Annotated in this window: 8 protein-coding genes; 7 read left to right on the top strand and 1 reads right to left on the bottom strand. The window is 62.2% G+C overall.

Translation table 11 applies throughout. From position 1 onward, the window contains the following. Nucleotides 1-69: 69 nt before the first annotated feature. The 5 genes from hutU to hutG all read left to right on the top strand — a co-directional run bounded on the left by hutU (nucleotide 70) and on the right by hutG (nucleotide 6,849). Nucleotides 70-1,743 carry a urocanate hydratase gene (gene hutU / locus ACMGGN_RS20280; RefSeq protein ID WP_115273398.1) on the top strand — a complete coding sequence of 558 codons (1,674 nt, stop codon included), beginning with the start codon at nucleotides 70-72 and terminating at the stop codon, nucleotides 1,741-1,743. Between the two features lie 69 nt (nucleotides 1,744-1,812). Then, nucleotides 1,813-3,345, top strand: coding sequence for a histidine ammonia-lyase (gene hutH, locus ACMGGN_RS20275; protein WP_115273399.1), 1,533 nt, complete (start codon nucleotides 1,813-1,815; stop codon nucleotides 3,343-3,345). Between the two features lie 65 nt (nucleotides 3,346-3,410). Further along, the gene (locus tag ACMGGN_RS20270) at nucleotides 3,411-4,814 is read left to right on the top strand and encodes an amino acid permease (RefSeq protein WP_115273400.1); all 1,404 of its coding nucleotides are present in this window, start codon (nucleotides 3,411-3,413) and stop codon (nucleotides 4,812-4,814) included. A gap of 15 nt (nucleotides 4,815-4,829) precedes the next feature. Continuing rightward, a complete protein-coding gene (gene hutI, locus ACMGGN_RS20265) occupies nucleotides 4,830-6,035 on the top strand; it encodes an imidazolonepropionase (protein WP_115273401.1) in 1,206 nt (401 codons plus the stop codon). Nucleotides 6,036-6,045: 10 nt separating this feature from the next. Beyond that, a complete protein-coding gene (gene hutG, locus ACMGGN_RS20260; protein WP_346640300.1) occupies nucleotides 6,046-6,849 on the top strand; it encodes an N-formylglutamate deformylase in 804 nt (267 codons plus the stop codon). 47 nt (nucleotides 6,850-6,896) lie between these two features. Here the strand turns inward: hutG and ACMGGN_RS20255 are convergent, their stop codons facing one another. Further along, a complete protein-coding gene (locus ACMGGN_RS20255) occupies nucleotides 6,897-12,482 on the bottom strand; it encodes a dermonecrotic toxin domain-containing protein (RefSeq protein ID WP_414156247.1) in 5,586 nt (1,861 codons plus the stop codon). Nucleotides 12,483-12,629: 147 nt separating this feature from the next. Here ACMGGN_RS20255 and pip point away from each other — a divergent pair, with 147 nt between their 5' ends. Both pip and dtd read left to right on the top strand, forming a co-directional pair. Continuing rightward, entirely contained in the window at nucleotides 12,630-13,601 is a 972-nt protein-coding gene (gene pip, locus ACMGGN_RS20250; protein ID WP_115273404.1) for a prolyl aminopeptidase, read from the top strand. Next, nucleotides 13,598-14,035, top strand: coding sequence for a D-aminoacyl-tRNA deacylase (dtd, locus tag ACMGGN_RS20245; RefSeq protein WP_012312380.1), 438 nt, complete (start codon nucleotides 13,598-13,600; stop codon nucleotides 14,033-14,035). The genes pip and dtd overlap by 4 nt, the downstream gene beginning before the upstream one ends. Nucleotides 14,036-14,283 lie beyond the last annotated feature (248 nt).

Raw genomic sequence — 14,283 nt, 5'->3', positions numbered from 1 at the left:
CAAGTAAAGGTGTGTTTGTATATCCAACACGACACACCTGCCCGCGGACGACCGCAGAGGACCCTTCCCGTGACCGACAACAATAAATACCGTGACGTTGAAATCCGTGCCCCACGTGGCAACAAGCTGACCGCCAAAAGCTGGCTGACCGAAGCGCCACTGCGCATGCTGATGAACAACCTCGACCCGCAGGTCGCGGAAAACCCCAAGGAACTGGTGGTTTACGGTGGTATCGGTCGCGCCGCCCGCAACTGGGCCTGCTACGACAAGATCGTCGAAACCCTGACCCGCCTGGAAGATGACGAAACCCTGCTGGTGCAGTCGGGCAAACCGGTCGGGGTATTCAAAACCCACAGCAACGCTCCACGCGTTCTGATCGCCAACTCCAACCTGGTGCCGCACTGGGCCAACTGGGAACACTTCAACGAACTGGACGCCAAGGGCCTGGCCATGTACGGCCAGATGACCGCCGGCAGCTGGATCTACATCGGCAGCCAAGGCATCGTCCAAGGCACCTATGAAACCTTCGTCGAGGCCGGCCGCCAGCACTACGGTGGCAGCCTCAAAGGCAAGTGGGTACTGACTGCAGGCCTTGGCGGCATGGGCGGCGCCCAGCCCCTGGCCGCGACTTTGGCCGGCGCCTGCTCGCTGAACATCGAATGCCAGCAGAGCCGTATCGATTTCCGCCTCCAAACCCGCTACGTCGACGAGCAGGCCAAAGACCTCGATGACGCCCTGGCGCGCATCGCCAAGTACACCGCCGAAGGCAAGGCCATCTCCATTGCCCTGCATGGCAACGCCGCAGAAGTCCTGCCGGAGCTGGTCAAGCGTGGTGTGCGCCCGGACATGGTCACCGACCAGACCAGCGCCCACGACCCGCTCAACGGCTACCTGCCGGCCGGCTGGACCTGGGAGCAGTACCGTGACCGCGCGCAGACCGAGCCGGCTGCCGTGGTCAAGGCTGCCAAGCAGACCATGGCCGTGCACGTACAAGCCATGCTCGACTTCCAGAAGCAGGGCATTCCGACTTTCGACTACGGTAACAACATCCGCCAGATGGCCAAGGAAGAGGGCGTAGCCAACGCGTTCGATTTCCCAGGCTTCGTACCGGCATACATCCGCCCGCTGTTCTGCCGCGGCGTGGGGCCGTTCCGCTGGGCTGCGCTGTCCGGCGAAGCCGAGGATATCTACAAGACCGATGCCAAGGTCAAGGAACTGATCCCCGACGACGCCCACTTGCACCGCTGGCTGGACATGGCCCGTGAGCGCATCAGCTTCCAGGGCCTGCCAGCGCGCATCTGCTGGGTTGGCCTGGGCCTTCGCGCCAAGCTGGGCCTGGCCTTCAACGAAATGGTACGCAGCGGCGAGCTGTCGGCGCCGATCGTCATCGGCCGTGACCACCTGGACTCAGGCTCCGTATCGAGCCCCAACCGTGAAACCGAATCGATGCGTGACGGTTCTGACGCCGTCTCCGACTGGCCGTTGCTCAACGCCTTGCTCAACACTGCCAGCGGCGCTACCTGGGTTTCGCTGCATCACGGTGGTGGGGTAGGCATGGGCTTCTCGCAGCACTCGGGCATGGTCATCGTCTGCGATGGTACCGATGAAGCCGCTGCACGCATCGCCCGCGTGCTGACCAACGACCCGGGCACCGGTGTCATGCGCCACGCCGACGCCGGCTACGACATCGCCGTGGACTGCGCCAAGGAACAAGGCCTCGACCTGCCAATGATCACAGGCTGATCGCTGCACTTTGACCGATACTGAACAACAAGAAAGGGCCTGCGGGCCCTGACAGAATGGAGTAGCGAAGTGACCGAACTGACCCTCAAGCCTGGCACCCTGACCCTGGCCCAGCTGCGCGCAATCCACGCCGCACCCGTGCGCCTGCGCTTGGACGCCAGCGCCGATCAGCCGATCAACGACAGCGTCGCCTGCGTCGAACAGATCCTTGCCGAAGACCGCACCGCCTACGGTATCAACACCGGCTTCGGCCTGCTGGCTTCGACCCGTATTGCCAGCCATGACCTGGAAAACCTGCAGCGCTCGCTGGTGCTGTCCCACGCCGCCGGTATCGGCGCGCCGCTGGACGACGACCTGGTGCGGCTGATCATGGTGCTCAAGATCAACAGCCTCAGCCGTGGTTTCTCCGGCATCCGGCGCAAGGTGATCGATGCGCTGATCGCCTTGGTCAACGCTGAAGTCTATCCGCATATACCGCTTAAAGGCTCTGTAGGCGCCTCCGGCGACCTGGCACCGCTGGCGCACATGTCGCTGGTGCTGCTCGGCGAAGGCAAGGCACGGTACAAGGGCCAATGGCTGTCGGCCACTGAAGCCTTGGCCGTCGCTGGCCTGGAGCCACTGACCCTGGCCGCCAAAGAGGGCCTGGCGCTGCTCAATGGCACCCAGGCGTCCTCGGCTTACGCCTTGCGCGGCCTGTTCTACGCCGAAGACCTGTACGCCGCCGCCATCGCCTGCGGTGGTCTGACCGTGGAAGCTGCACTGGGCTCGCGTGCGCCATTCGATGCACGGGTGCATGCCGTGCGTGGTCAGCGGGGCCAGATCGATACCGCCGCCTGTTTCCGCGAACTGCTGGGTGATACCAGCGAGATTTCCCAATCGCACAAGAACTGCGACAAGGTTCAGGACCCGTACTCGCTGCGTTGCCAGCCGCAGGTCATGGGCGCCTGCCTCACCCAGTTGCGCCAGGCCGCCGAAGTGCTCGGCATCGAGGCCAACGCGGTGTCGGACAACCCGCTGGTGTTCGCTGCCGAGGGCGATGTGATCTCGGGTGGCAACTTCCACGCAGAGCCTGTAGCCATGGCCGCTGACAACCTGGCCCTGGCCATCGCCGAAATCGGCTCGCTGAGCGAGCGCCGCATTTCGTTGATGATGGATAAGCACATGTCGCAGCTGCCGCCATTCCTGGTGGAAAACGGTGGGGTCAACTCCGGCTTCATGATCGCTCAGGTCACGGCTGCGGCCCTGGCCAGCGAGAACAAGGCCCTGTCGCACCCCCACAGCGTCGACAGCCTGCCCACCTCGGCCAACCAGGAAGACCACGTGTCGATGGCCCCGGCTGCAGGCAAGCGCCTGTGGGAAATGGCCGAGAACACCCGCGGCGTGCTGGCCATCGAATGGCTGGGCGCCTGCCAGGGGCTGGACCTGCGCAAGGGGCTCAAGACCTCGGCCAAGCTGGAGCAGGCGCGCCAGGCGCTGCGCAGCGAAGTGCCGCACTACGACCGTGACCGTTTCTTTGCGCCGGATATCGAAAAGGCCGTCGAGCTGTTGGCCAAGGGCAGCCTGACCGGCCTGCTGCCGGCAGGCGTTCTGCCCAGCCTGTGATGCCCTTGGGGCCGCCATGCGGCCCATTCGATCTCACGACCACAAAAACAAGATCAGGACGTGACATGCAACAAGCTCAAGGTCTCAAGCGTGGGCTATCGGCCCGCCACATCCGTTTCATGGCGCTCGGTTCCGCAATCGGTACCGGGCTTTTCTACGGTTCGGCCTCTGCCATCCAGATGGCCGGGCCGGCCGTGCTGCTGGCCTACCTGATTGGCGGCGCCGCCGTGTTCATGGTCATGCGCGCCCTCGGCGAGATGGCCGTGCACAACCCGGTCGCCGGCTCCTTCGGCCATTACGCCACCACCTACCTCGGCCCCATGGCCGGCTTCATCCTCGGTTGGACCTACGCCTTCGAAATGGTCATCGTCGCCATCGCCGATGTCACCGCCTTTGGTATCTACATGGGCTTCTGGTTTCCTGAAGTGGCCCGCTGGATCTGGGTGCTGGGCATCGTCTTCCTGATCGGCGGCCTGAACCTGTGCAACGTCAAGGTGTTCGGCGAGATGGAGTTCTGGCTGTCGCTGCTCAAGGTCGGTGCCATCGTCGCGATGATCCTTGCCGGCCTTGGCATCATGGCTTTCGGCTTAAGCCAGGTTGGCACCGGGCATGCGGTCGGTTTGAGCAACCTGGTCGAGCACGGCGGCTTCATGCCCAATGGCGTCGGCGGCTTGATCGCGTCCTTCGCGGTGGTCATGTTCGCCTTCGGCGGCATCGAAATCATCGGCGTCACTGCCGGTGAGGCCAAGGACCCGCAACGGGTCATCCCCAGGGCCATCAATGCCGTGCCGTTGCGTATCCTGCTGTTCTACGTACTGACCCTGTTCGTGCTGATGTGCCTTTACCCGTGGCCGCAGATCGGCAGCGAAGGTAGCCCCTTCGTGCAGATATTCAGCAACCTGGGCATCGGATCGGCGGCGGCAGTGCTCAACGTCGTGGTGATTTCCGCTGCGGTTTCTGCCATCAACAGTGACATCTTCGGCGCGGGTCGCATGATGTACGGCCTGGCCCAGCAAGGCCATGCGCCACGCGGCTTCAGCCAGCTGTCCAGGCACGGAGTGCCGTGGATGACCGTGGTGGTGATGGGGGCTGCGCTGTTGATTGGCGTGGTGCTCAACTACCTGATCCCCGAGAACGTGTTTCTGCTGATCGCGTCCATCGCCACGTTCGCCACCGTGTGGGTGTGGTTGATGATCCTGGTTACCCAGGTTGCCATGCGCCGCAGCATGAGCCGCGAGGAAGCGGCCCGGCTCAAGTTCCCGGTACCGTTCTGGCCCTACGGCCCGGCCATGGCCATTGCGTTCATGGTGTTCATCTTTGGCGTGCTCGGTTACTTCCCCGATACACAGGCAGCGTTGCTTGTCGGTGTGATCTGGGTGGTGTTCCTGGTTGCGTCCTACCTGTTGTGGTGCAAGCCGCGAGCAGGGCAGGGCGAGGTGGCCCAGGCAGCGGCCGAGCTGCATCGCTAGTTCAGGAGATTGCATATGAGAACCCTCTGGCAGCACTGCCATGTGGCAACCATGGTGGACGGCCGTTACTCGATCATCGAGGACGCAGCGATCGTTACCAGCGGCGGCGTGATCGAATGGCTCGGCCCACGTAGCGAAATGCGGCCGGTCGAGGCGCAACGTACGGTTGACCTGGGCAATGCCTGGGTCACCCCCGGGATGATCGACTGCCACACCCACGCCGTGTTCGGTGGCAACCGCAGTGGCGAGTTCGAGCAGCGCTTGCAGGGTGTAGGTTATGCCGAAATCGCTGCGCAAGGCGGGGGCATCGCCAGTACCGTGCGGGCCACCCGCGCGGCCAGCGAGGATGAGCTGTTCGCCAGTGCCCGCGAGCGGGTACAGGCGCTGATGCGCGATGGTGTAACCACAATCGAAATCAAGTCCGGCTACGGCCTGGACCTGGCCAACGAGCGCAAGATGCTGCGTGTGGCCAGGCGCCTGGCCGACGAATTGCCGGTTGCTGTGCGCGCTACCTGCCTGGCCGCCCACGCCTTGCCGCCGGAATATGCCGGTCGCGCCGACGACTACATTGCGCATATCTGCGACCAGATGCTGCCTGCACTCGCCGCCGAGGGGTTGGTGGACGCCGTGGACGCGTTTTGCGAGCACCTGGCGTTTTCCCCGGCGCAGGTCGAGCGGGTGTTCATCAAGGCCCGCGAACTGGGCTTGCCGGTCAAGCTGCACGCCGAGCAGCTCTCGTCGCTGCACGGCTCCAGCCTGGCAGCGCGCTACCAGGCGCTGTCGGCCGACCACCTGGAATTCATGACCGAGGAAGACGCCGTGGCCATGGCCGAGGCTGGCACTGTCGCCGTGCTGCTGCCCGGCGCGTTCTACTTCCTGCGCGAAACCCAACTGCCTCCAATGGACGCCTTGCGCCGCCACGGCGTGAGGATTGCCCTTGCCAGCGACCTCAATCCTGGCACATCGCCAGGTCTGTCGCTGCGGCTTATGCTGAACATGGGGTGCACGCTGTTTCGCATGACGCCGGAAGAAGCCCTGGCTGGCGTTACCATCCATGCCGCCACGGCGCTGGGCATGGGCGACACCCATGGTTCGCTGGAAGTCGGCAAGGTGGCGGACTTCGTCGCCTGGCAGATCGAGCGCCCCGCCGACCTGGCCTACTGGCTGGGCGGCGACCTGCCCAAGCGCGTGGTGCGCAAAGGCCATGAAATATCCCACTGAGCGAGGCGAGATGGACAAGGTACTGAGTTTCCACCAGGGCCGTTTGCCCCTGCTGATCAGCATGCCCCATGCGGGGCTCAAGCTGACCCCGGCCGTGCGCGACGGCCTGGTCGACGAGGCGCGCAGCCTGCCGGACACCGACTGGCATATCCCGTGCCTCTACGATTTCGCCCATGAGCTGGGGGCCAGTGTGGTGGCGGCAGAGTACTCGCGCTTCGTCATCGACCTTAACCGGCCGGATGACGACACGCCTTTGTACGCAGGTGCAACCACGGGCCTGTATCCGGCCACACTGTTCGACGGTGCGCCGCTGTTCAAGCAGGGGCAGGCACCCTCTGCCGACGAACGGGCCACTTACCTGGAGCAGATCTGGCGGCCATACCACGCCACCATCGAGCGCGAACTGGCCCGCCTGCGTGAGCAGTTCGGCTACGCCCTTTTGTGGGACGCACACTCGATCCGTTCGCTGATCCCGCACCTGTTCGACGGCAAGCTGCCGGACTTCAACCTGGGTACCTTCAACGGTGCCAGTTGTGATCCTGAGCTGGCGCAGTGGCTGTCGGGCGTGTGTGCCGAGGCGCCGGGCTACAGGCATGTACTCAACGGGCGTTTCAAGGGCGGTCACATCACTCGCCACTATGGTAATCCGGGCAACCATGTCCATGCGGTACAACTGGAGCTGGCGCAGAGCACCTACATGGAGGAAACCGAGCCGTTCGCCTATCGTGCGGACCTGGCGCAACCGACTCAGGCAGTGTTGCGACGTTTGCTGGAAAGCGTGTTGGCCTGGGGCTTACGGCGCTACGGGAGTTGAGCGAAACGGGGCGGCCCGCGCACCGCGGCCGCCCTGCACGCTATTGCTTACTCGGTCGATGAGCGGGGTTTGCGATCAGGATCTGCAAAAGACGTAAGCTCGCGAATCAGGCGCAGCTCGCGCGCCTGTTTGTTGCGTTCCAGTGCCTGGAATTCGTCGCCCAGCGTAGCGATTGGCCTGTCAGGGTACTGATCCGGCAGTTCAAGTATCTGGGCCTGGTAGATATGCTCGATGTCTGCAAAACGTTCAGCATGGGCTTGGCGCAAGTGCTGGACCCACCTCTGGTTACCGGCGGCAAAATTCAGGAAATCCTCTCCCAACTCGCTGCGCTGCACTGCCAACTCCGCATACGCCAACTCGTCGATATTGGCATTGATGGCATAGCGCAGGGTGTCTTCGGGCTGGCCCAGCTCAAGCGGGGTATTGAGCTCACGGCGGTAGGTAAGGCGAACTTCCGCTTCGTCCCGGTTGGCAGCCTCGCTCTTGGCAATCTCATCCAGTGCTTGCAGGCGATACAGGCGCCGCAGTTCCCGATAAAGGTTGCCCTCGCTATCGGCCGTATCGATCTGCAGGCGCTGGTTGGCGATGTACAGTTCGATGTTCTGGAACACCAGCAGAGCGCCGTCGTGGCAGGTCTGGTCACCATTGTCCTGAACAAGTGCTTCGTTGGCCTGATGGTTGAACAGCGCAAGGTCGTCCAGGTTGACCACTGCACTGACCAGGACCTTGCGTACGCGCCCGCAGAATGAAACGCGGGTCTTGCCATTCTGGTATGGGGCCGAGTTGCGCAGACGGCCTACCAGCGCCAGAAGATTTTCGGCACCCCCCGATCGCTGCAAACTCTCCCAACTGTCCCTCAGGGCTTGGTTCTCGATGTCCGAGGCAAGCAGCCAGTTTTCCACGTTGGGGACATCGGCAGCTGGGTCCAGGAGGGGCAGGTGGTTATGACCGACTATCCCGCCGTCTCCCGATGACTCGCTCATGCTGTCTGACAGATCGATGCCAAAGGTGAAACTGTGCTGGCTGTTTGAAGATGCACGGGCACGCATGACCGCTTCGTCCGTCAGCGGATTGCTGAACAACAGAATCGAGCTGATGGGGAAATCGTTGTCCAGGTTGGCCAGTATGTGGGCCGGCAGTTCGGTAAGCCGGTTTTCGCTCAGGTCCAGCATCTCCAGTGGGAACAAGCTGTCTACCCAGGCCGGCCACTGCTCAAGGCCCATGCTGTTGAGGTCGAGTCGGCGAAGTGTTTGCAAGGCCTGAGGAGTGTGTGCGATCGCCCCCATTCGGTTGCCCGTGAGGTCCAGCGAGTTGAGGGTGGGTAAGCCGCCCAACGTGTTGATCACGTTCTGGTCGATCAGCAGGCCTGACTGGCGCAAGGCGATGTCCGTCAACCCCGGCAAGCGCAGAAGCGCAGAAGGCAGTGACTGCTCGGCTTGTCGGTAGTTGTCGATCGTCAGGCGCGTCACCCGTGGGAACCGGCTCAGCAATCCATCGAGCTGTGCCGTCGTACCACTGACGCGCTCAAGCGCAAGGTTATGCACCTGTGCGATGAAGAAGGCCGGCAAGCGTCTTGGAAAATGCGCCAGGGCAACATCATTCAGGCGTAAAGCCGCGCGTGTCAGCCCTGTTTCCTGGTAATGCCAGAACTCGTTCAGTGCCGCAGCGATACGGGTTCTGGCAGTCATTGCCGTTTGGCTGACTGGCGCGCTTGAGCTTGAGGCATTCACATAGTTATCGATGGCGTCGCGCAGTTGCTGGCGCTGCTGCAACTGGGCAGCCAGAAGCGTTCTGAACGCATCAGACTGGTCCATCTCAAAACGTGAGGCGCGGCCATCTTCGCTCAACATAACGCGGCGTATATCATCCTCGAAGAGCGGATTGCCCTGCATGGAAACCAGCGCGTGCTCGGGAATGTTGATTCGGTTATCCCGCAAAAGGTGCGGGAGGAGTCTGATCTGGTTGTTGCGCAGGCCAATGTGCCGAACCTGAGTCAGGGTGTTGTAGCCAACGCCCTCTGGCCAATGATCCAGTGCCATGTCGTCCAGGCCCAGGTAATCGAGTGTCAGTTCATTGAAGAGTGGGGGATGCTGCCCCGAAAATCGGTTACCGCTCAGGTCCAGTCGTCGCAGCCGTGTGAGCCCTGCCAGGCTGTCGATGTCTGTTGAGGACAGCGTGAGATTCTGGTTGGTCAGGCTCAGTGTTTCGAGCGCCGGTAGGCGCTGGGCAATCATGGGCAGGCTGAACTGGAATGCTGAAGGAGTTCCTTCAGGCCGGTAGGCGCGGCTGATCTCCAGCGATCTCAGGTTGGCAAACTGTCGGACCAGGCTGTCCAGTTGCGGACCGTGCTGGTTCCAGCCTTCATAATGTTCGGGTGATGTTTCAATCAATTGCAGGTCCGTGACGCTGGCGCTGAAGAAGTCCGGCAGTTCAAGAGGAAACTGCGCCAGGGATAGGCGCTCGAGACGAAGCGGGGCGATGGCTTCGCTGGTCGCCAGGAACGCACGCTCATACCAGTGCTGGGAGATGGCGTTCATCAACCGCTCCAGGCCATCGGTGCTCTGATGAGATCCTTGTGCGGCTTGTCGACGCCAGTCGTCCAGCCGGCTTTGCAGTCGGTCGCGTTGCTCCATCAGCCCGCTGAGCATCTCATCGATCTGAGCGCGGGTCAGGTTTCTGTTTTCCAGCGCGGCCATGATCTGCTCTGCGGGCCGTGGTACGGGAGTGTGTTGGCCGATCCGGCGTATGGAATTGAGCAGCGTCTGCCTTGAAGTGCTGCCAGCGCGGGGGCGGGTGCCGCCCAGCGGGTAGCCCAGCCGCCCATCTGCCAGGCGCATGGGCGAGCGAAAGCCCGGTGGCACGCCCTGCATGCCCAGCACCCGGCGCAATATCGCCCGTGGCAAGAGAGGCGCGTGTTGAATCCTGCTTCTGAGTGCGTGCATGTCCTCGACCGCCAGCGCCTGCCTTTGCTCGGCAGTGAGTACCTCGAACAGCGCCCCATGCAATGAACCGTGGACGCAAAGCTGATCGTCGGGGCGGGTACTGTCCATGACTACGTAACCTGCCCGGGCGCTGATGATCGACTTGCTTGCTGGCACCTCACTGGCGCCGATCTTTTCGATCTGGGCCGGCGAGTTCTGGCGCTGTTCGAGGGTGATGCCGACCTCGCTTGGCCACCCAGGCAGTTGCTCGAGGGTGTGCAAGACCAGCACGTCGGTATCCCAGTTGCGTACACCTTCCAGATAAAGCCCTTCATAGGCGCGATTCAACCGTACCTGTTGCGCAAGGCAGCGGACTTCTTCGGCGAGCCGTCTGGGGACTTTGCCAGTGGTCAGCTCACCCTGTTCGAAGGTATTGGCATGGCGCAACAACTCCTCGGTGAGGGGTGCCGGAAGCCGCGGATAGCGAGCCTGGATGACATCGGCGCCGGGCACCTGAGGCGCGGGCAGCTGACGATAGCGCCTTTCGAAGGCTGCATGGAGTTGGTTGGGCTCGGCCAGCTCAGGCAGGTGCTTGAGTGTCTGGTAGAGTTTGAAGCGAGACAGGGTGTCTTCCAGTTGTGCGGGTAGCCGCTGGCTGTTGCAGAGCGCATGGCGCAGAACATCTTCCTGGGTACCACTCACCCGCAGTATGCGCAGGGCGGTTTCATCGTCGAAATGCGCGCCAAGGTGGCCGGCACGTCTGAATAATTGCAGTTCTGGCCATTGCTCGGGCCTTTCTGCCGGTAGCAACCAGGCGCCAGCACCGTTGTGGCGTAGCGGCGGTTCATGGCTCAGGGCCTTGGCGGGGTGCACCAGGCGGTACTCACCATTTTCAGATATCCGTTTGACCGAATAGGTGCTGTCTTCGACTGCCAGCCAGGTCTTTCCAGCATGGCGATACAGGCCGGATTCATCCGGCAGCAGGCCAGCCGGTAGCACGACGTCATGGGCGTACGGGCGGGCGTCTGGTCGCCACAGGCGGCTACTGCCATCGGGCATGAGCACGGGCTCGAGCTCTTCGATGAACGAGGGTGTTTCCACGGAAATCTTCTCGACGGCCGGCCTGCCGTCGGCCGCCCCTGTTGCTACGGCCACAGTGGTTAAGGCAACGTTCTCGACAATATCCATCAGGTAATCGAGCGCTTGCTCACCGTCGCCGTCAGCCCAGCTTTCGAGGCCCTCGAAAACCTCGTAGCTCAGCTGAATGAGCGACAGACCGAGCATCAACTGCCCCAAGCCCGGTACGACGAAGGCGCCAATGTTCAAGGCGCCAGAGGTCAGCTGGGTAAAATAGGCCCTGCGTTTTTCGGCGCTTTTCTGGTCTTCCTGGGCCGTGGAAACGGCATGGAACGAAGCATCGTCCATGCGTCGTTGGCGTTTCTGGCTGACCAGTTCGTTGGGTAGTGGCCGGTTGAAGGGCTGTAGCGTTACCGGTACCCAAGCCTGCGGGTCACGAATACGCCTGGCTTGTTCGCCCTGGTGCGCCGGCGCTGGCAGCAGCAGGGTCCAATCCAATGGTTGTAGACAGTCGCGCAGCTTTTCCATGAAGCGGCCACTGTCACGCGCCGGCACGCCTTGTCGCAGATGGCTGAGTTGCATTGCCCACAGCTGCTCGCGCAAGTGCGCCTGGACTTCATGAACGGTAGCGTGCACTTTCAGCGGGACCCCTGCGCCGGGCAGGTACGTTACCAGCACGTTCTTGTACGCAAGACGGGTTGCGTCGTAACTCAGAAGCAACTCTGGAGAGGGTACGAGGCCTATCATCAGCGCACCGGTCAGGGAGATGTCAAAGAGCTTGAGAAAGGCGCACCGCATGGGGCTTTGCAGGTAGTGCGCCTCGCCACCTCTGGCGAGCGTCAGCAGAGCCTCATACAAGGGCAGGTCGATCATGTTGCCCAGGTAAGCCCTGTGCAGCTCAAGGCAAAAGGCGCACTGCTCGGCGTTGCCGAGCGTCTCGATAACGCTTGCGCTCCCAACGTCGGTGCCAGGGTGATAAATGGCGTTGAGCAAAGCTTGATAGGTGCCGCCGATGTCCAAGTCGCGCACTAGCGAGGCGAAGGCCTGCGGGGCTATCTGAACCAGGTTTCCGGTGGGCAGGTGCGCCAGGAACTGGTTGTTGTCGAGTATCACGGACTCCAACGTTTGGCCATCGAGGCCGCCAGGCTGGGCTTCGGCAGCTTCAAAATTCTGCAAGGCGCAGTGCAGCAGGCTTTGGGTAGCCAGTTTGAATGCCCGCTGGGCAGTGGTGAGCGGGTCCCCAGTCATGTTGGCTTGGTAGGCTTCGGCTTTGCCGGCGTTGAACAGGTAGGTCCGGGTGACATCCAGCTCAAGATTGAAACGCTCCTTGATCGCCGAGCCCAGCCGCTCCCTGGCGAACGCCGCCAGGTCGGGAAGCAGGGCGAACAGTGCGCCAGCTTCGCTTTCGGCCTTGCGGTACGTTTCATATTCCTTGACCAGCCGGTGGGCGTCAGCCGGTTGCCTCTGGCAGGCTTCGGCGAACCAGGGTACCGGGGTGCTCACGGCGGCGCGCATGTGCTGATGGGTTTCAGGCGTGGCAGTGAGCATCCAGGCCGGGATCTTGCCCTCTATCAGGGCCTGGGGGTGAAAAGTGTCATCGCTTCGGGATGACCTTGCATCGGGAAGGTGCGTCATTTACTGGCCTCGCGTCATAAAGCAGCGAGGCTATCGAGCGCGGTGGCGGGCATGTGCATAACATGATCTACCCACAGACACATGCTCAAAGCGCAATTCAGGTTTATGATGCCCAACGGCAGACTTAATCCTCACACGGAGTGCGCAATGCAGACCCTCTACCCTCAGATCAAACCCTACGCCCGGCACGATCTGGCCGTGGAAGCGCCGCATGTGCTGTATGTCGATGAAAGCGGCTCGCCTGAAGGTCTGCCGGTGGTGTTCATTCACGGTGGCCCGGGCGCGGGTTGCGATGCCCAGAGCCGTTGCTATTTCGACCCCAACCTGTACCGCATCATCACGTTCGATCAGCGCGGTTGCGGCCGTTCCACCCCGCACGCAAGCCTGGAGAACAACACCACCTGGCACCTGGTCGAGGATCTGGAGCGCATTCGCGAGCACCTGGGCATCGACAAGTGGGTGCTGTTCGGCGGCTCCTGGGGCTCGACCCTGGCCCTGGCCTATGCCCAGACCCACCCCGAGCGGGTTCACGGCCTGATCCTGCGCGGCATCTTCCTGTGCCGCCCGCAAGAGATCGAGTGGTTCTATCAGGAGGGCGCCAGCCGCCTGTTCCCCGATTACTGGCAGGACTACATCGGGCCGATTCCGCCGGATGAGCGTAATGACCTGGTCAAGGCATTCCACAAGCGCCTGACCGGCAACGATCAGATCGCCCAGATGCATGCCGCCAAGGCCTGGTCCACCTGGGAGGGCCGCACTGCCACCCTGCGCCCCAATCCGCTGGTGATCGACCGCTTCTCCGAGCCGCAACGGGCCTTGTCCATCGCCCGCATCGAATGCCACTACTTCATGAACAACGCGTTCCTTGCACCCGACCAGTTGATCCGCGACATGCCCAAGATCGCCCACCTGCCGGCCGTGATCGTGCATGGCCGTTATGATGTGATCTGCCCGCTGGATAACGCCTGGGCGTTGCACCAGGCATGGCCCAACAGTGAGCTGAAGGTGATCCGCGACGCGGGCCATGCGGCGTCCGAGCCTGGGATCACCGATGCGCTGGTACGGGCAGCCGATCAGATGGCCCGTCGCCTGCTCGATTTGCCGCTGGAAGAAGCATGAAGGGGCTGCTGCAGCGTGTGCGCGGCGCGCGGGTAGAGGTGGCGGGTGAAATTGTCGGCGCCATCGACCAAGGCTTGTTGGTGCTGGTGGCGGTAGAGCCTGAAGATACCCGTGAACAGGCCGATAAGCTGTTGCACAAGTTGCTCAACTACCGCGTTTTCAGCGATGAGCAGGGCAAGATGAACCTGTCCCTCAAGGATGTGGGCGGCGGTTTGCTGCTGGTGTCCCAGTTCACCTTGGCAGCGGACACCCGCAGTGGCATGCGTCCGAGCTTTTCGACGGCTGCGCCGCCAGCGCTCGGTGCCGAACTGTTCGACTATCTTTTGCAGCAAGCCCAGGGCCAGCATGCAGATGTGGCAAGCGGCCGATTCGGTGCTGACATGCAGGTGCACCTGGTCAATGATGGCCCTGTGACTTTTCTGTTACAAATATGAAGGAAAAAACGGCCTTGGTTGCGCGAAACAAGGTGTTTTGTACGATAAATAGTTGATCCAGCCTGATGCGTTGTAACGCATCCTGCTGGATAATCGCGCGCTGTTAGGGCCTGCGTTCGCAGGTTCGTTTTACTCTGACTCGAGCATTGTCTGGAACCGTTTGGGGAATCATTACGCCCTCACGGGGTCCGAACAGTGCTCGCCAACCCGGCATTTGTCGCTGGCCGTTGGTTTCATGATCTGTTTTC

Origin of the sequence: Pseudomonas sp. BNK-30 (assembly GCF_047456185.1) — a bacterium.
GTDB lineage: Bacteria > Pseudomonadota > Gammaproteobacteria > Pseudomonadales > Pseudomonadaceae > Aquipseudomonas > Aquipseudomonas putida_E.
The sequence above is the reverse complement of the archived record's forward strand: the minus strand, read 5'-3'. Positions and strand labels throughout refer to the sequence as shown.

Coding starts and splice junctions, on each gene's coding strand:
- hutG (WP_346640300.1), top strand. CDS start 6,046: ATGGACAAGGTACTGAGTTTCCACCAGGGCCGTTTGCCCCTGCTGATC.
- hutI (WP_115273401.1), top strand. CDS start 4,830: ATGAGAACCCTCTGGCAGCACTGCCATGTGGCAACCATGGTGGACGGC.
- ACMGGN_RS20255 (WP_414156247.1), bottom strand. CDS start 12,482: ATGACGCACCTTCCCGATGCAAGGTCATCCCGAAGCGATGACACTTTT.
- dtd (WP_012312380.1), top strand. CDS start 13,598: ATGAAGGGGCTGCTGCAGCGTGTGCGCGGCGCGCGGGTAGAGGTGGCG.
- ACMGGN_RS20270 (WP_115273400.1), top strand. CDS start 3,411: ATGCAACAAGCTCAAGGTCTCAAGCGTGGGCTATCGGCCCGCCACATC.
- pip (WP_115273404.1), top strand. CDS start 12,630: ATGCAGACCCTCTACCCTCAGATCAAACCCTACGCCCGGCACGATCTG.